This is a genomic window from Prosthecobacter sp. (genome assembly GCF_044222565.1).
Lineage (GTDB): Bacteria > Verrucomicrobiota > Verrucomicrobiia > Verrucomicrobiales > Verrucomicrobiaceae > Prosthecobacter.
The window spans coordinates 103,974-120,744 of the sequence record NZ_JBGANA010000014.1 but is presented as its reverse complement, the minus strand read 5'-3'; the positions used below and the strand labels follow the sequence as shown (position 1 = coordinate 120,744).

General features: G+C 61.2%; 19 protein-coding genes. 4 read left to right on the top strand and 15 right to left on the bottom strand.

Annotation, left to right across the window (positions count from 1 at the left end):
* Window positions 1-76 precede the first annotated feature (76 nt).
* Together ACILSR_RS20510 and ACILSR_RS20505 are read left to right on the top strand one after the other, a co-directional pair.
* Window positions 77-277 carry a hypothetical protein gene (locus ACILSR_RS20510; RefSeq protein WP_395751658.1) on the top strand — a complete coding sequence of 67 codons (201 nt, stop codon included), beginning with the start codon at window positions 77-79 and terminating at the stop codon, window positions 275-277.
* 214 nt (window positions 278-491) lie between these two features.
* Entirely contained in the window at window positions 492-1,511 is a 1,020-nt protein-coding gene (locus ACILSR_RS20505; RefSeq protein ID WP_395751657.1) for a Gfo/Idh/MocA family protein, read from the top strand.
* Window positions 1,512-1,926: 415 nt separating this feature from the next.
* Here ACILSR_RS20505 and ACILSR_RS20500 read toward each other — a convergent pair whose 3' ends face one another.
* The 14 genes from ACILSR_RS20500 to ACILSR_RS20435 all read right to left on the bottom strand — a co-directional run bounded on the left by ACILSR_RS20500 (window position 1,927) and on the right by ACILSR_RS20435 (window position 14,385).
* Entirely contained in the window at window positions 1,927-2,724 is a 798-nt protein-coding gene (locus tag ACILSR_RS20500) for an ABC transporter permease (RefSeq protein ID WP_395751656.1), read from the bottom strand.
* On the bottom strand, window positions 2,721-3,503 hold the full coding sequence (locus tag ACILSR_RS20495; protein ID WP_395751655.1) for an ABC transporter ATP-binding protein: 783 nt from the start codon (window positions 3,501-3,503) through the stop codon (window positions 2,721-2,723). Before ACILSR_RS20495 ends, ACILSR_RS20500 begins: the two co-directional genes overlap by 4 nt.
* 328 nt (window positions 3,504-3,831) lie before the next feature.
* Window positions 3,832-4,065 carry an addiction module protein gene (locus tag ACILSR_RS20490; protein ID WP_395751654.1) on the bottom strand — a complete coding sequence of 78 codons (234 nt, stop codon included), beginning with the start codon at window positions 4,063-4,065 and terminating at the stop codon, window positions 3,832-3,834.
* Window positions 4,066-4,112: 47 nt separating this feature from the next.
* Entirely contained in the window at window positions 4,113-4,871 is a 759-nt protein-coding gene (locus ACILSR_RS20485) for an inositol monophosphatase family protein (protein WP_395751653.1), read from the bottom strand.
* Window positions 4,871-5,524, bottom strand: a complete 654-nt coding sequence (locus ACILSR_RS20480; protein WP_395751652.1) for a phosphopantothenoylcysteine decarboxylase — start codon at window positions 5,522-5,524, stop codon at window positions 4,871-4,873. The genes ACILSR_RS20485 and ACILSR_RS20480 overlap by 1 nt, the downstream gene beginning before the upstream one ends.
* Before the next feature lie 200 nt (window positions 5,525-5,724).
* Window positions 5,725-6,414, bottom strand: coding sequence for an SDR family oxidoreductase (locus ACILSR_RS20475; RefSeq protein ID WP_395751651.1), 690 nt, complete (start codon window positions 6,412-6,414; stop codon window positions 5,725-5,727).
* A gap of 208 nt (window positions 6,415-6,622) precedes the next feature.
* On the bottom strand, window positions 6,623-7,117 hold the full coding sequence (locus ACILSR_RS20470; protein WP_395751650.1) for a hypothetical protein: 495 nt from the start codon (window positions 7,115-7,117) through the stop codon (window positions 6,623-6,625).
* Between the two features lie 67 nt (window positions 7,118-7,184).
* The gene (locus ACILSR_RS20465; protein WP_395751649.1) at window positions 7,185-8,798 is read right to left on the bottom strand and encodes a peptide chain release factor 3; all 1,614 of its coding nucleotides are present in this window, start codon (window positions 8,796-8,798) and stop codon (window positions 7,185-7,187) included.
* Window positions 8,799-9,516: 718 nt separating this feature from the next.
* Window positions 9,517-10,632, bottom strand: a complete 1,116-nt coding sequence (locus ACILSR_RS20460; protein WP_395751648.1) for a glutathionylspermidine synthase family protein — start codon at window positions 10,630-10,632, stop codon at window positions 9,517-9,519.
* Window positions 10,633-10,638: 6 nt separating this feature from the next.
* Window positions 10,639-11,268 (bottom strand): hypothetical protein, encoded by a 630-nt coding sequence (locus tag ACILSR_RS20455; protein ID WP_395751647.1) that lies wholly within the window; start codon window positions 11,266-11,268, stop codon window positions 10,639-10,641.
* An 18-nt stretch (window positions 11,269-11,286) separates the two neighbouring features.
* A complete protein-coding gene (locus ACILSR_RS20450) occupies window positions 11,287-11,529 on the bottom strand; it encodes a DUF350 domain-containing protein (protein WP_395751646.1) in 243 nt (80 codons plus the stop codon).
* Window positions 11,530-11,930: 401 nt separating this feature from the next.
* On the bottom strand, window positions 11,931-12,770 hold the full coding sequence (truA, locus tag ACILSR_RS20445) for a tRNA pseudouridine(38-40) synthase TruA (protein ID WP_395751645.1): 840 nt from the start codon (window positions 12,768-12,770) through the stop codon (window positions 11,931-11,933).
* Window positions 12,745-13,236, bottom strand: a complete 492-nt coding sequence (gene ruvX, locus ACILSR_RS20440; protein WP_395751644.1) for a Holliday junction resolvase RuvX — start codon at window positions 13,234-13,236, stop codon at window positions 12,745-12,747. The genes truA and ruvX overlap by 26 nt, the downstream gene beginning before the upstream one ends.
* Window positions 13,237-13,302: 66 nt before the next feature.
* Entirely contained in the window at window positions 13,303-14,385 is a 1,083-nt protein-coding gene (locus ACILSR_RS20435; protein WP_395751643.1) for a mannose-1-phosphate guanylyltransferase, read from the bottom strand.
* Between the two features lie 97 nt (window positions 14,386-14,482).
* Here ACILSR_RS20435 and ACILSR_RS20430 point away from each other — a divergent pair, with 97 nt between their 5' ends.
* Together ACILSR_RS20430 and ACILSR_RS20425 are read left to right on the top strand one after the other, a co-directional pair.
* Complete coding sequence (locus ACILSR_RS20430) at window positions 14,483-14,809, top strand: hypothetical protein (protein WP_395751642.1); 327 nt, start codon at window positions 14,483-14,485, stop codon at window positions 14,807-14,809.
* 145 nt (window positions 14,810-14,954) lie between these two features.
* Window positions 14,955-15,977 carry an alpha/beta fold hydrolase gene (locus ACILSR_RS20425; RefSeq protein ID WP_395751641.1) on the top strand — a complete coding sequence of 341 codons (1,023 nt, stop codon included), beginning with the start codon at window positions 14,955-14,957 and terminating at the stop codon, window positions 15,975-15,977.
* 18 nt (window positions 15,978-15,995) lie between these two features.
* Here the strand turns inward: ACILSR_RS20425 and ACILSR_RS20420 are convergent, their stop codons facing one another.
* The gene (locus ACILSR_RS20420) at window positions 15,996-16,565 is read right to left on the bottom strand and encodes a hypothetical protein (RefSeq protein WP_395751640.1); all 570 of its coding nucleotides are present in this window, start codon (window positions 16,563-16,565) and stop codon (window positions 15,996-15,998) included.
* Window positions 16,566-16,771: the final 206 nt, after the last annotated feature.

Sequence of the window (16,771 nt, the reverse complement as noted above, 5' to 3'; positions counted from 1 at the left end):
GAGTGTGTGATTGGGGCGATGGGAGCATGCAGAGGATCAATGAGGGGATTGGCTGGAGTCAGGGCATGCTCTGGCCATGAAAACGAAACTTGCTCGCGCTCTCCTTTTTCTCGTTGTGGGTTTGAACCTGAGCAGCTGCGCCAGTGCGGGCCTGGAGTTTAAGAACTCGTTCCGAGGGAATGTGACGCCGGGGCAGAGGGTGGCGGCGGGGGCGTTTGATGTGGTGACGCTGCCGGTGCAACTACCGGTTATTGTGGCGATGAAGCTTTCGGAGTGAGAGGAGGCAATGAGTCAATGCGACGGCGCTGGCTGATGCTTCGATTGTTTTGTGGTGTTCATGAGGTGAGCGGCCTGCGGAAAGCGGTAGTTGCGCTCGTGCCTCGCTGCGCGACCGCACTCCAAATAAATCTGCGGCTTTCGCAACGGTTCTTGGTTTGCGGCGGATCTTGGTGTGAAGAATAGGGCGCTCGTGGCGTTTGAGACGGACTACTATGATGAAACGACGCGCCTTTATTCTTGCCTGTAGTTCGACTGCATTTGCCTCTGCTGCGAGTGGCGGAGGGAGGCTGAAGATTGGGCAGATCGGGACGGAGCATGCGCATGCGGCGGGGAAGATGGCGGCGATGCGGGCTTTGCCTGAGCTTTGGGAGGTGGTGGGAGTGGTGGCGAAGGAGAAGGGGTATGAAGGAGTGCCGACGCTGACGGAGGAGAAGCTGCTGGGCATGCCGGATTTAAAAGCGGTGGCGGTGGAGACGCGGATGGAGGATTCGTGCGCGACGGCGCTGCGGTGCATTCAGGCGGGGAAGCATGTGCATCTGGACAAGCCGGGGGCGCTGCAGCATGAGGAATTTAAGACGATGCGGCTGGAGGCGGAGAAGCGCGGGCTGACGGTGCAGATGGGATATATGCTGCGCTATAACCCGGCGTTTGTGCTGCTGTTTCAGGCGGTGCGCGAGGGGTGGCTGGGAGAGATCACTGAGATCGATGCGGCGATGGGGAAGCTGGGGGATGCGAAGCAGCGTGGGATCATTGGCGCGTTGCCGGGCGGCGGGTTGTTTGAACTGGGCTGCCATGTGATCGATGCGGTGACGACGATCTTGGGCAAGCCGCAGTCGGTGTCGGCTTTTTCAACGCCGACGCAGAGTGATAGCGTGAAGGACAACCAGATGGCGGTGCTGCAGTATGCGAAGGCGACAGCGGTGGTGCGGGTGAATCATGCGGACCCGTTTGGCGGGCCGAGGCGGCGCTTCAATGTGACGGGGACAGAGGGGACGTTTGAGATTCTGCCGATGGAGAGCGGGAAGGTGAATCTGTCGCTGACGAAGGCGCGGGGGAGCTACAAGAAGGGGGTGCAGTCGTTTCAACTGGAGGTGCCGAAGGACCGGTATGTGGGTGAGTTTACGGATCTGGCGAAGGTGGTGCGCGGGGAGAAGAAGCTGGCGTGGGATGCGGCGCATGACATCAGCGTGCATGAGACGGTGCTGAGGGCGGCGGGGGTGTGGGGGAAGTGAGGGGGGAGTTGACGGTGGTTTACGGTTGTTGACCGTGGCTGAACGGTTGTTTGGGGGAGGGCGTGGGTTTGCGGTTGCTTTTCTCACTGCGTTGTCGCGGTCCGAAGGGGCTGCAATTGTGCGAGGATGATTTGGAGTGCGGCACGCGAAGCCGCCGCTTTCGAGCGGCCGGCGGCGGACGCGTGCTCAATGGGCTGTGAGTGATCACTGGCTGCCGCTTTCGGAATTTCGGTGGTATTCGTGCGCAGTGCTGCACGACGAAAGCGGTAGCTGCGTTCGTGCCTCACTGCGCGACCGCAGTCCAAATGGGGGGCTGATCCGGCGTTCCAGCAGGGGGCAGGAATGCCCCCATTGCTTGGAGGGGGCGCTGGGTGTTCGCGAGAGCGCTGTTGCGGGCAGGAGTGCCGCATCACTTTTACTGAGTCGCAAACTTCGTTAGCAGGCCGCGTTTGCGGGTGAGATTGAGGACCCAGACGAAGAGCCAGCCGGCGAGGGCGAGGTAGATGATGTTGAGGCCGGCGGCGAGCCAGAGGTGGTGCCAGTGCATGGTGCCGGTTTTCATGACTTCGCGCATGCCTTCAAAGATGGGGGTGGCGGGGAAGAGCCAGGCGATGGGGCGGGACCAGGCGGGCATGTCCTCGACACGGTAGAAGACGCAGACGACGGGCTGGATGAAGAAGGGGACGGCCCAGGCGAGGGATTCGGCGGCCTGACCCCAGCGGAGGATGAGTGCGGTGGAGATCATGCCGAGGGCCCAGCCGAAGACCATGAGATTGAGGAAGAAGGGGATGAGCCACCACTGGAGCTGGAAGATGTTGAAGGAGTAGCCGATGTAAGACACGAGGCTCATGACGACGCAGGTGACGAGGATGCGCAGGAAGCCGACGACAAAGGTGGCGCCGAGGTACTCGGCGGTGCGCACGGGGGCGACGAACACGTTGAGGAGATTGCGGGTCCAGACGTCTTCAAGGAAGGAGATGGCGACGCCCTGCTGGGCGCGGAAGAGCACGTCCCAGAGGATCATGGCGCCGAGGAAAAAGAGGATGAACTCGCCGAATTTGGCATCGCTGTTTTTCTGGATGAAGACGGTGACGTTTCCCCAGACAACGAGATCGACGAGGGGCCAGAAGATGAGCTCCACGAGGCGCATGGGAGTGCGGGAGTAGAGGAAGAGGTAGCGCATCACGAGGGCGCTGATGATGCGGAGATTCATGGGGCGGAGTCTTTTTTGGGTTCGTCGAGGATTTCGCCGTCTCGGGCGATCTTGATGAAGACGTCTTCGAGGTTGTCGCTGCTGGACTGGGCGACGATGTCGGCTGGAGTGCCTTCGCGGACGATTTTGCCTTTGTGGAGGAAGATGACGCGGTCGCAGACTTCCTCGATGTCGCGCATGTTGTGGGAGGTGTAGAGGATGGCGATGCTGCGCTCGCGCTGGACCTTGCGGACGACTTTGCGGACCTTGTCGGCGATGTCGGGGTCGAGGCTGGCGGTGGGCTCGTCGAGCATCAGGAGCTCGGGGTCGTTGAGGAAGGCTTTGACGAGATTGACGCGGGTGGATTCGCCGGCGGAGAGCTGGCCGGTGACGCGTTTGCTGAGGTGGGAGATTTCGAGGAGCTCCATGAGCTCGGCGATTTTTTTCTTCGGATTGGGCACGCCGTAGATGCGGGCGAAGACCAGGAGGTTTTGCCACACGAGGAGATTGCCGGGGAGGGCGGTGTAGGCGGAGGAGAAATTGGAGCGCTGGAGGATGCTGATGCGATTGGCCTGCAGGGGGAGGCCGAAGGCATTGAGCTCGCCGGAGGTCGGCAGAGTGAGGCCGAGGAGGCAGTTCATGGCGGTGGTCTTGCCGGCGCCGTTGGCACCGAGTAGACCGAGGACCTCGCCGCGATGCAGCTTGAAGCTGAAGCGGTCGAGCGCCTTCACGCCGTCGAACTCACGGGTGAGCTCGCGGGCTTCAAGGATGACTTCGCGGGGGTCTGGAGAGGGGGGCATGCGCGTGGGTTAGTTCGCAGGGGGTGAGTCAGTTGTCATGCTGGAAAAGATGAAAACCTTTTGGGAGTGGGATCAGCGGCGGAGAAGGTGGAGCGGAGTGCAGCCTGATCGCGGAGACGATGCGCGGCGGGGCTTTTTGCAGACGCTGCTGGGGGCCGCTGTGTGTGGCGAAGTTGTGGGTTTGCTTCCCCGATTACTGGCCGGTTACCCAGGGTCGTCTCGCTTAGGCTCGACTGACCCTGGGCTGAGTCCGCAGCCCCTTCAGGGCTCGTGTGTGGCGGAGCGAAGTGGTGGCTGCGGGCGCCTGGTTAAAAAGCAAACGTTATGATTAGCGGCGCTCGGCGAGAGACAGCTGAATCTCACGAAAAACTTGTTCGCCGGGAATGGTGCTGACACGTCCGCTGCGAACTTCATCGATGCGCCGTTGCACTTCTTGAATCTGCTCCGCCTCCAGATCAGGGGTGATGTGGAGGGTGGGGATCAAGCTTTCCACCAATTGAAGCCTGCGGTCTTCTGACAAAGACAGCGCCTCTGCAAGCACAGTGTCGAAAGTGGCAATCATGGGGTGAGGTTAGCTGCGGCTGATGAAAAAAAACTAGGCGCGAAGGCTTACAGGTAGTCCTCGATGGGGAGCTTGCCGTTGGAGGCGCAGATGAACATGGTGCCGGGCTTGGTGGTGCTGGGCTTGAGCATGACTTTGCCGCCGCCCATTTCGACCATGAGCTGGCCGGCGGCGATGTCCCAGAGGCTGATTTGTTCTTCGACGTAGGCATCAAGGCGGCCGGTGGCGATGTAGGCCATGGCGAGGGCGGCGCTGCCGAGCATGCGGGTTTTGCGGACTTCGTAGGCGATGCGTTTGTAGCGCTCGAAGCCGAGATCGAGGGCTTCTTTGCTTTTGGAGAAGCCGACGGTGACGACGGCTTCGGCCATTTCGGCGCGATTGCTGACGGCGATGGGTTTGCCGTTGAGCTGGGCTTTTTCGCCGCGAATGACGGTCCAGGTTTCATTCTGCATGGGGTCGAAGATGACGCCGCTGAGGAGCTCTTTGGATTCGCGGTTGCGGGCGGCGATGGAGACGCAGAAGTGGGGGATGCCGAAGAAGTAGTTCACGGTGCCGTCGATGGGATCGACGATCCATTCGATGTCGCCGTTGCCGCCGGTTTCGCCGCCTTCTTCGCCGAGGATGGCGTGGTCGGGAAAGCGGGCGAGGATCATGTCGGTGATGAGCTGCTGGCTGCGGACATCGAGCTCGAGCTTGATGTCGTGGCGCTGCATTTCGTTGACGGTGAGTTCGGAGCCGAAGTTTTCGGTGATGAGTTTTCCGGCGGCGTGGGCGGCTTCGGTGGCGGTGGCGAGGAGTTCTTTCACTAGATGCTGGATGCTGGGGACTGGATTCTCGATGAAATGATATGGATCAGTTCATGCGCGAGGGCGGTTTTTGACTGCCGGGGGAGGGCAGTTGTTTTGCCGAGGGGGAAGCAGAGGGTGACTTCGTTTTCGGTGCTGTCAAACCCGATGCCGGATTGGGAAACGTCGTTGGCGATGATGAGGTCGCAGCCTTTGCGCTGGAGCTTGTCCTGGGCGTGGGCGATGAGGTTTTCGGTTTCTGCGGCGAAGCCGACGAGGAAGCCGGTGAAGGCGAACTGGGAGCGGACGGAGCCGAGGATGTCTTCGGTGCGCTCGAGTTCGAGGGTGAGGGTGGTGGCGGACTTTTTGATTTTTTGGGTGGCGGCCTGGGCGGGGCGGTAGTCGGCGACGGCGGCGCTGAAGATGGCGGCGGCACAGCCGGGGAGGTGAGCCTGGACGGCGTTGTACATTTCGCGGGCGGTTTCGATGCGGACTAGCTGGACGCCGAGGGGTGGGGAGATGGTGACGGGGCCGGAGATGAGGAGGACTTCGTGACCTGCGGCGTGGGCGGCCTCGGCGAGGGCGTAGCCCATGCGGCCGGAGGAGCGGTTGGAGAGGAAGCGCACGGGGTCGATGGGCTCGCGGGTGGGGCCGGCGGTGATGAGGATGCGCATGGGGGGAGAGACTGATTTTTACACCGCAGATTAGAAAAACGCAGAGGTTTGAATCAGTAGATTTGGGCGGATTTGCAGGGGGAGGACCGGACCGGCTGAAGCCGGTACTACAATACGTGCGATGGGGTTAGCGGAGGCGGCGTGGCGAATTTGATAACGGGCAAAGGCGGGACGCCTTGATCCGGAGACAGGCTGGAAGCCTATCCTCCGGGGACGGTGAGGGGTTTGCCGTTGTCTTTGGGGGTGAGTTTGATGAAGTAGGGGACGGCGCGTTTTGCCCAAGCTTCGGCATTGGGGAAGTCGCCGGCTGTGGAGCCGAAGGTGCTGCGGAGCATGTCGGTGTCGATGATGCCGGGGTTCATGGGGATGATGGCGACTTTGCCGCGGGTGTCCTGGGCGGTGGCCATGGAGAGGCCTTCGATGGCGTATTTGGTGGCGCAGTAGGGGGCGACGTCGGAGGCGGTGCAGCGGCCCCAGCCGGAGGAGAAGTTGACGATGACGCCGCTGCCGCGTTTGAGCATGGCGGGGAGGAGGTGGCGCATCATGGCGGCGGGGCCTTTGATGTTGATGTCGATGATGCGGCTGAAGTCTTCGGCACTGGTTTCCCAGAAGGGCGCGTTGGGGGTGATGATGGCGGCGTTGTTGAGGACGAGGTCGGCCGGGCCGGAGTGTTTGAGGATGGCGGCGCAGAAGGAGGCGATGTCGGACTCGCTGGAGACGTCGCAGGTGTGGAAGAGGTGGGGCGCGGGGAACGCGCGGGAGAGTTCGGCGATCTGGGCGGCGTTGCGGCCGCAGCCGATGACGGTCCACCCGGCTTTGATGAAGAGCGGGACCATGGCGCGGCCGAGTCCGCGGGTGCAGCCGGTGATGACGACGGTTTTGGGGAGCATGCAGGCGGGAGCTTTGGGTTGCGCGGTGCTGTTTTGACAGGATTTACAGGATTGGAGGATTCACAAGATTTGCGCGGGGGAGGCTTGAGAGTGGCGTCTCGGAAATGAGCTCTTTTGTTCAGGGTGAGCCGTGCTGCATCATCCTGTAATCTTGTGAATCCTGTCTTAGAAAACGCTGTCCGACTTTTGCTCCACCGCGTTCAATGTCTTAGGGAGGAGCAAATGTGGGAGGGTTTGTCTGTTTTTTCTGCAGGCAGGAGCGGAAATCGTTGACGGCCATCTTGATGCTATAGATTCCAAACAGGCACATCCCCGCAGCAAAAAACCTAAGGAATACCGATGGTTCCTCAAAATCAGTGGGCAGGCCAGGATCAGTGATTCGCATGACCGTGGGATTGCTGGGGAGGTAGCGAATGGAAATATCCCCTGAGGCATAAAGGCCGCCAAAGGTATATTTGCGATACACTGATTCGGAAACCTCCCCTCCGCTTTTGTAAGGACGCCCACCGATCTTGTAACTTACTTTCAGCCAATAGAAGGTCTGTCCTCGCCTGGTGCTCGATGATGCACCGTCGATATGAGCGAGCAGCGGCTGCCCTTCACGCTTAAGCGCCGAAACCTCCTGGGCATCACCCACTTGATGAATAAAAGCAGCAATTCCGAAGCATATTCCCAGCAGACCGATGATGAAATTTTTTATCATGGCGGCTTCACCTGATTTGTGTGAGTTACTGCTGCTTCAACGCTCTATAGTGTGAATCCAGCCGACGTTAAGCGAGCTTCGCTTTTTCCACTTCATCCCATGGGATGGTGGAGAGTTCGGCGTTGGGGTTGCGGCGTTCGAAGTAGTTGATGGCCCATTGGTCGGAGAAGAAGACGACCCAGCGTTCTTCGCTGTCCTGGGCGGTGGCGACGCCGCTGGGGATGTCGAAGTCTTCGATGGCGCCGCCGTCTTTGGTGCGGACCCAGCGGAGGACGGTGTAGGGGGCGTTTTCGATCCGGCTCTGGGCGTTGTATTCGCTTTCGAGGCGGAACTGCACGACTTCAAACTGGAGGGGGCCGACGGCACCGAGGAGCGGCACGCGCTGACCGGCGTGGGGCTGGATGAACTGCTGCACGACGCCTTCGCTGAGGAGCTGCTCGAGGCCGTCGCGGAAGCGTTTGTAGTGCGCGGTGCTGGGGTTGTGCAGGTAGGCGAAGACTTCGGGGGCGAAGCGGGGGATTTCGTCGAACCGCAGTTTGGGATCGACGGCGAGGGTGTCGCCTATGCCGAAGCCGTGATTGCCGACGATGCCGACGACGTCGCCTGCGTAGGCTTCGTTTACGGTTTCGCGGTCCTGGGCGAAGAGTTTTTGGGAGTTGGCGAGGCGGACGGTTTTGCCGGTGCGGGTGTGGGTGACCTGCATGTCGCGCTCGAACTTGCCGCTGACGATGCGGACAAAGCTCATGCGGTCGCGGTGGCGGGGGTCCATGTTGGCCTGGATCTTGAAGACGAAGCCGGAGAAGCCTTCGTCGGTGGGCTCGATGACGCGGCCATCGGCGGCCATGCGGGGCTCGGGTGGCGGGGCGAGTTCGAGGAAGCCGTCGAGGAGCATCTGGACGCCGAAGTTGTTGCTGGCGCTGCCGAAAAAGACGGGGGTGAGCTCGCCGCGATCGATCTTGGTGCGGTCGTAGGCGTGGCCTGCGCCGTCGAGCATTTCGAGTTCCATCTTGGCCTGTTCGAGGGCTTCGGGGACGGTGTGCTTGGCGACGAAGTCGTCATCGAGGCCGCCTACTTTTTCGGGGGCGCGGTAGGCGCCGTGGACGGTGCGCTCGAAAAGGTGGACGTCGTTTTTGCGGCGGTCATAAACGCCACGGAACTGCTGGCCGAGGCCGAGGGGCCAGTTGATGGCGCAGGCACCGATGCCGAGGACGGTTTCGAGTTCGTCGAGGAGGGTGAGAGGCTCGCGCGCAGGGCGGTCGAGCTTGTTCATGAAGGTGAAGATGGGGACGCCACGGCGGCGGCAGACTTCGAAGAGCTTGCGGGTCTGGGCCTCGATGCCTTTGCCGGCGTCGATGACCATGATGGCGGCATCGACGGCGGTGAGGACGCGGTAGGTGTCTTCGGAAAAGTCTTTGTGACCGGGGGTGTCGAGGAGGTTTACGACGCTGCCTTTGTACTCGAACTGGAGGACGGTGGAGCTGACGGAAATGCCACGCTGCTTTTCCAGCTCCATCCAGTCGGAGGTGGTGGCGCGCTGGTTTTTGCGCGCGGTGACGGAGCCTGCGAGCGCAACGGCGCCGCCGTAGAGCAGGAGCTTTTCGGTGAGCGTCGTTTTACCGGCGTCGGGGTGCGAGATGATCGCGAAGGAACGACGGCGGGCGATTTGGGCTTCGTGGGGCATGGGGGGCGGTTTACATGCCTCAAGGAGGTGGGGGGTTCAAATGAGGAATGAGGGGAAGGGGAAGTTTACGGTGGTTGACAGTTGTTGACGGTGGCTGAACGGTTGTTTGGGAGGCCTTGGGTGTGAGAGGATGAGGGGGTGAGGAAAGCGATGGCGGCAGGCGTGTGGCGGGGCGATTTGCAGACGCTGCTGGCGCCCGCTGTGTGAGTGAGAGGCGCTGGGTTTGCTTTCCGGATTTGTTGGCGGAAAACCCTGGGCGGCGCTCGCCGAGGCTCGCTCTGCCCAGGGCTGCGATAGGCCGCACCTTTGGTGCTGGGAGATGTTGGCGCAGGGCTTACGCATGAAGGGGTGGCGAAGGCGAAGGGTCATGCGAAAGGACAAGGACAGAAAGGACAGAAAGGACAGAAACGACCGAAAGGACGCGGCGCTCCGTGGCAGCTAGAAATTTGGGCGCTGTTTATGCGTAAGCCCTGATGCTGGCGACAAGGTTTCGAGAGAATGATTGACGATTTGTTTTCCGTTCAGCACGTCGAAGGACAGAAGGTCAATTCCCGAACTGGTGAGCGACTTGGGCGGGCGTGATTGGCGATTCATCCTTCGCTCTGCGAGCTTCGGAGAACGCGTTGATGAGCAATCGATTTTTGATTTTTGAAGTGACGGGCCTGTGAGAAGGCAGGGGGGCGGAGGGATGAGTGAGCTGTGGCTTTGCGCTGCTTCTTTAAAACCAATGCGGGATGAAGCGGCTGGTGTTGGCGGTGATGAGGGAGGTGTCTTCGCGGATGCCGATGCCGGCGGGCTGGCCGCCGATGATCCAGGAGCCGATGATGGGGTGATTGCCGTCAAAGGAAACTTCGGGATGGAGCTCCTGATAGACTTTGGGCTGGGACTGCCAGGGGCCGTCGCTGCTTTCCAGGAGGTCGTTGTTGCGGATGAGGCGGACGTTGGTGCCTTCGCGGCCGAAGAAGGGTTTTTCGACGTGGCTGGGCATGCCGTCGGAGGTGAAGGAGGCGCGGAGGAGATTGGGGTGGCCTTCGAACATTTCCCAGAGGAGGACGAGGAAGGCTTTGTTGCTCCAGAGCATTTTCCAGACGGGTTCGAGGAAGCGCTGGCATCTGCCGGAGAGATGGCGGGAGAAATCCTCCTGCCACATCCATTCCCATGGGTAGAGCTTGAAGAGGAGGTCCATGGGGCGGTCCTGGTGATCGACGAAGTTTTGCATGCCTTGGTTCCAGCCGATGTCTTCGACGGCGAGGTCGATGGTGGTTTTGCCGGACTGCTGGCAGGTGTCGATGAGATAGAGAAGGGTGCGCCAGTCTTCCTCGGCATCGCGCTGGGCGCAGAAGTGGATTTGTTTCTGCGGCCACGCGGGCCATGAGGCGAGGAGCTTTTCGTGGATGGAATTGAACTGGTCGGCGTTCGGGCGGGTCTGCTGGAGCCACTGCCACTGGACGACGGAGGCTTCGAGCAGGCCGGTGGGGGTGTCTGCGTTGTACTCGAGGAGCTTGGGGTGGCCGGCGCCGTCCCACATGAGATCAAAGCGGCCGTAAAGGGAGAGGTCGTCGCGCTCCCAGGATTGAATGATTTCCTGCCAGGCTGAGGGGGAGATGGCGAGGCGCGCGCGCCAGTTGTCGCGAATGGCGCGCTCGGCGGCCTCGATACTGATGCGCTGGAGTTCGGCGGTGGATTTCTCCAGCGTTTCGATGTCGCGGGTGCTGAAGCGGTAGTGCGCGGACTCGTCCCAGTAGAGCTGGCCGTCGATGGTGTGGTAGGTGAGGCCGAGGGATTCAACCTGGGCCTGCCAGTCGGCGCGGGGGCTTTGGGTGATGCGTTTCACAACAGATCAGGAGCCGGAGAAGTGGCCTGAGGAATATCCGGTGTGGCCGAAGCCGCCGCGGCTGGTGTAACTGGAGCCATGAGAGGAAGACGAGGGTGCGAAAGCGGCGCGTGTGGCTGTCGCCTGACTCTGTGGCACTCCATTGTGGACGGGCGCTCCAGAAGGCTGGAGTGCGTAGTCCTGAAGGGCAGGCGGCGCGGTGCCGGGCCTGGCAGTGCTAGTTGGCTGGGAAGAATTCAGAGGTGCTGATGTGCCTGAAAAAATGGGGCCGGAGCGATAGTAGGAGGACGAGGATGAGTAGGCTTGGGTGCTGTGATAGCGTGACCACCTGCCGCAGCGGTAGTAGCCCCAGCGCGAGTCGTAATGATCGTAGGGGTAGGGAAACCAGCCTGAGCATGGCTGATGGTAGTAGCCGAGCTGGGGATCGTAGGCGTTGTGCGGAGGTGACTGGTATGAAGTGTCATATCCTGCCGCAAAGGCGGGCAGGGTGGCACGCATGGCCGGGCTGAGAGAGCCGGGGGGCAGCACGGCGGTGCTGTGGACATTGACAGGTCCGGCAGCGGGTGTGCGATGACAGCGGGTGGCCGCCAGGCTCACTCCTGCGAGCGTCAGGATGATGACGTTGCTTCGTTTCATGAATGAGGCGGGAAATGCCTAGCTGCTCATGGCTGCCGCCAGGATTAGCGAGACGCCGATGATGACGCTGCCCGCGAGGATGGCGGCGGCGATGTTCTTCTTTTCGAAGATTTCGCCGTGGAGATCGCCGGGGGTGAGCTTGTCGAAGAGCTTGTAGCCCAGGATGGTCATGAGGATGCCTGCGAGACCGAAGATGAGGAAGAGCTCAAGGCCGTGGGCGATGGAGTATTCGGCAAGGACGAGATGTGGGAGGGAGGGCATGAGTGTGGGCTTGGGATTGGCAGGGGATGGCTGAAGAGAGGGTGAGTGGTGAGCCTATGAAATGAACGCGGGCGGGGAAAAGATAAATTACAAGGCGAAGGGATTTTTGTCTGGGAGGGGGGCGGGCCGTTAGAGTCGCTGAAGGGCTGTGCGTCGGGGAGCAGCGAAGGTGAAGGCTCATTCGAAAGGACATAAAGGACAGAAACGACTGAAAGGACGCAGCGCTCCACGATAGATGGATATTTGGGTGCTGTTCCGTAAGCCCTGGCGACGAGGTATTCGAAGGGGGCGTATAGGTGGGTGCTTTCAGGTATGTTGTGGTATGCGCGAGCCGGCAGGCCTTCGAAAGCGGTAGCTCCGATGCAGGCTTGCGCCGTGCATCTGCGCGACCGCACTCCTTATCAGAGTGCTTGGGGTGGATACTCGACTTTTACCAGGTAGAGGCCGCAGGCGGGTGCGGTTTGGTTGCTCTGAGGGGCGGTGGGATCGGTGAGGAGGTTGGCGAACCATTCTTTGGGTTCGCGGCCGCGGGCGACGTGCATGAGGCTGCCGACGATGAGGCGGACCATTTTGTAGAGGAAGCCGTCTCCGGAGAATTCGAGTTCGATGAGGTCGCCGGTTTCGCGCATTTCGGCGCGGTGGATGGTGCGGGTGGTTTTCTCGGTGCGCTGGCGGCGCTCGGTTTCGGGCATGTCGCCACGATTGGCGGAGAGGCGGACGAAGTTGTGGGTGCCGACGAGTTTTTCGCAGCACCAGCGCACGGCATCCAAATTGAGCGGGCCGTAGACGTGCCAGGCGCGGTCTGCCTCAAAGGGGGAGAGCATGCGGGGGCGCCAGATGCGGTAGCGGTAGGTTTTGCCGATGGCGTCAAAGCGGGCATGGAAGGCGGGCAGGCATTCCTCCACATTCAGAATGCGGATGGTGAGGGGGAGGCAGGCATTGAGGGCGTGAGCCCAGGCCTCGCCGCTCATGCGGACGGTGTCGGGGACATCGCAGTGGGCGGTCTGGGCGAGGGCGTGTACGCCGGCGTCGGTGCGGCCGCTGCCCTGCACGTGAGTGATGATGCGGGTGGCTTTGCGGATGGCGGCGTTGATTTCATCCTGCACGCCGCCGCCGCCTTCCTGGCTCTGCCAGCCGCGCCATGGGGTGCCGCAGTAGGCGAGGGTGAAGCGAAGGCGTTTAAATCCTGGCTCAGGGCCATGATTTTTACCGGCCTTACTTTCGACGTCGCTTCGGCTCATCGGTCCATGAGAGTTCGTATGACTCGTCGGGGAGCAGGAAGCCGGCGGGACCGCGCTGCTGGTTCAAATATTCTTGAAGGATGACTACGGCCGCGAGCTGATCGACGATCTCGTTGCGCTCCTTTTTGCCGGTGATGCCGGCGCGGGACATGGAGGCCTCGGCCTCGACGGAGGAGAGGCGTTCATCGACGAATTCGATGGGAACTTCATGCTGCAGTTCTTTGCCGAGGCTGAGGGCGAATTTTTCCACACGCTCGGCCGCGCTGCCTTTCTCGCCGCTCATGCGGAAGGGCATGCCGATGACGATTTTGCCGATGTGCTTTTCCTTCACGACACGGGCGATGGCGCGCTCGGGTTCGTGGCTGGCATCGATGGTTTTGAAGGGACTGGCAACGATCTCGGTCTCGTCACTGAGGGCGAGACCGATGCGGACGGTGCCGTGATCGATGGCGAGGATGCGGGGCATGGCTGGATGCTAGTTTCTAGATGCTAGATGCTGGATACCAGAGCCAGAGCCAGAGCCGGATGCGGATTAGCGGAGTTCTTGAGGGAGGCCATCGACGATCTTTTTGATGTTCTCGGCCTTGCTGCGGGTGGCAACGAGGAGACCATCTTTGGAGGCGACGACGATGAGGTCCTGAACGCCGATGAGGGCGACGTGCTGGCCGGTCTGAGTGAAGACGATGTTGTTGGTGGCGTCCTGCTGAGAGAGGGCGCAGTTGTGCTGGTTCCCATCTTCATCGGACTTGAGGTAGCGGCCGACGCTGGTCCAGTTGCCGACGTCGTCCCAGTCAAAGGTGGACTCGATATTGAGCACGCGGGAGGCGCGCTCCATGAGGGCGTAGTCGATGGAGAGCTTGGGCAGTTTGCCAAACTGGCGGGCCACGGTGGCGTTGAAATCCTTTGAGCCGCGGAGTTCGGAGATGAAATCCGCGAGTACCGGGCAGTGACGGCTGAGCTCGCTGAAGATGGCGGGAATGGTCCAGATGAACATGCCGGCGTTCCAGAGGAAGGTGCCCTGGCTGATGAAGTGCTCGGCGAGATCGGGATTGGGCTTTTCACGGAAGCGGGCAACCTCCCAGACGGGGAGGTCATCGAGACCGCCGATGCTGGCGCGGCGGCCGCGCTCGACGTAGCCGTAGCTGGGGCAGGGCCAGGTGGGGGTGATGCCGACGGTGACGAGGCTGCCGCTGTTTTCGGCGGCGAGGGCGGCATTGGAAAGCACGCGCTGGAACTGGGCGTGGTCTTTGATGAGATGGTCCGCCGGCAGCACGATCATGGTGGCGGTGGGGTCACGTGAAACGACCCAGCCGACGGCAAGAGCGATGGCTGGTGCGGTGTCGCGCTTCTCGGGTTCGGCGACGATGTTTTCCGGGGGAAGGTCTTTGACCAGCGCACGTACGGAGGCCTCCTGCTGCTTGTTGGTCAAAATGAGGATGTTTTCCTTGGGCACAAAGCCGTCCAGGCGCTCGATGGTGAGCTCAAGCAGGGTTTTTTCTCCGAAGAGCTTGAGGAGCTGTTTGGGCAGGGCATCGCGGCTGATGGGCCAGAAGCGCTGGCCGCTGCCTCCGGCTAAAATAAGGGCGTAACGTTTTTTGGATGCGGCTTGGGACATGTGCAGAGATTTTGAATAGTCAGCCATCCCTTAGCCGGAAAGCCTTATGCGGGCAAATTCCTCTTTGGTGATTCTCGCGGAGAGGTTATGGTAAAGCATGCAAGAGAACACCTCCGCCCCCGGCTACGAAACCTATGCTTCACTGATCGCCCCTGCCGCCGCGGGATGCGCACTGGGCATCTTGTTTGGCCGGGGTATGCGCCGCGGCTCGTCCAACATGATCGCGCTGACTTTGCTGGCTGCGAGCGCTGCGATCGCAGCTCCCGTGATCACTGAAATCGTCCAGCGTACAGCCAATCGCCCAGGCAGCGAGCGAGGCAGCCGCCGGAGGCTGGAAGGCATTCGCAACCACGGCATGCCTGATGGCGATGTGGGCGAGTTTTTTGCGGATCCGCCGGAGTCGTTTGGCAACAAAAGCCGGTGAGACGGCCTCTGTTTAATCCGTCCTTTTTGGGCTGAAAAAGTGCTCCCCTAGGCTCGGTGTGGGAGCTGCATTTTGAATGGATGTTTAGGTGTGGGACGTGCTGAACGGATGCGTCCTAGGCCCGAGGCAGGGCCGATTTGGGGGCATGAATGGCTCATTCACTTTTGCAGGCTGGCTCAGGCGGGCGGGGACGACGCTGCTGCCTCTGCTGGCCGCGTCCTGCCTGAATGGGGGAGGGAGATTTCAGAAAGAGATGTGCGAAGGGCCGCCGCTGAGTGATGAGCCGCTCAATTATTGGCGGGCGTCTGACGGGGTGGAGGTGCCCTGCTGCCGCTGGCTGCCGCCGAGAAATGTGAAACGGAAGGGCATTGTGATCGCGGTTCCCGGAATGGATGAGGGATCTGACGACTGGGGACAGCTGGGCAGGCACCTTTCGGCACGGGGATATGAGGTGTATGCGAGCGACCTGCGCGGCCAGGGACGGGATGTGAACTGTCCGGAGCGGGGAGACTACCACCGATGGCAACGATGGGTGGAGGATGTGAATGAATTTGCCGCGCTGGTCCGCGGGAAACGGAGCCTGCGGGTGGCCTACATGGGGCACAGCCTGGGTGGGATCGTGGCGCTGCACGCGGCCGCTTCCGCCGAGGGGCGCGGGCCTGACGCGCTGGTGCTGTACGCGCCGGCTTTTGTGCTGGCTTATCCTCCATGGTTTGCACGCCCGGCGGTGACGCTGGCCAAGGTGGCGACTTTGAACTGCTGCCGTGTCACAGGACCAGCGGTGTTTAAGCTCATCGGCCGGAATCTGGTGTCCAATGTTGAGGACGAAGCTGCGTGGGAGAGATCCAGCGACAGGATGCGCAAAGGGATGTCCATGCGCTACGTCCTGGCATGCCTGGATGCCGGGAAGCATGCGCGGGACCTGCCAGGCCAAGTGACGGTTCCCGTGCTGCTCGAGTACGGCGGAAGCGATGCCACGCTCTACATGTGCGGACGCAGCCCGAGAAGCCTCTGCGATATGTTTCAGTCTCCGGACAAAGAACTCTGGTGGCACCCAGACCGTGAGGCGAACCACGACATGGTAAATGACCGCCTGGTGCGGAGAGAGATGCTGGACAAGACGTATCTGTGGCTGAATGACCGACTGCCAGCGGGAGCTGCGCAATGAGGAAGGCGGAGCCGTGGCTCAGCCGGCGGAGTTCAGGCGGATGTTTTGGAGAAGTTCGGTGAGGTGGCGCTGGGCGCGTTGCACCGGCTCTTCTTCACCAAAGGCGAGCTCGAGAACCTGGGTCGAGTGGTTGATCCGGCTCTCCAGGGCTTCATCCTCGCTGTCGTGATCGAGGGTGTCCGCGGCATCTGCCAGCATGATGAGACGTGTCTGCCAGTCGCAGGAACGGAGGCGCTTGAGATGCAGTTCGGTATCCTCCTCCGTCTCGTGGCTGAGTCGCTCGACGCGGGTGGCAATCTGGCGGCCAAACTGATCGCAAAGCTCCTCAAAAGAGACCTCGGATTTGTCCATCACATTTTGGAGAAGCGCCGTGGCCAGGACTGGAGCCTCGGGGCAGTGATAGCGGGAGGCGATGGTGAGAGCCACGCGTGTAGCCTTGGCGAGAGAAGGGGGCGTTTCACCTCTCGGGACTTCAGAAGCATGGACATGGGCTGCAAAGGCGGCGGCTTTTTGCCATAGAGGCTGGGTGATCGCCTCGACGATGCCTTCCTGCTGTTGTTTCAGCTGCTCGTCCAGAAGTGTGGCCATGAAGTTCATACTTCGTGTTTTCGCAGGGCCGGGACATTGCGGATGTAGGGATCGAGATGAGGTAAGCGTAGGGTGTGATATGGACGCTGCAATTTGTTATTGTTCTTCCGATATTTAACAGAACTGATGTCGCGATAGTAAGCGCTCCTATTTTCCAAGGCCGCGGCGCAGGGGGGGCGGTGAGATCAAACGCGAGAGGCGCGCCA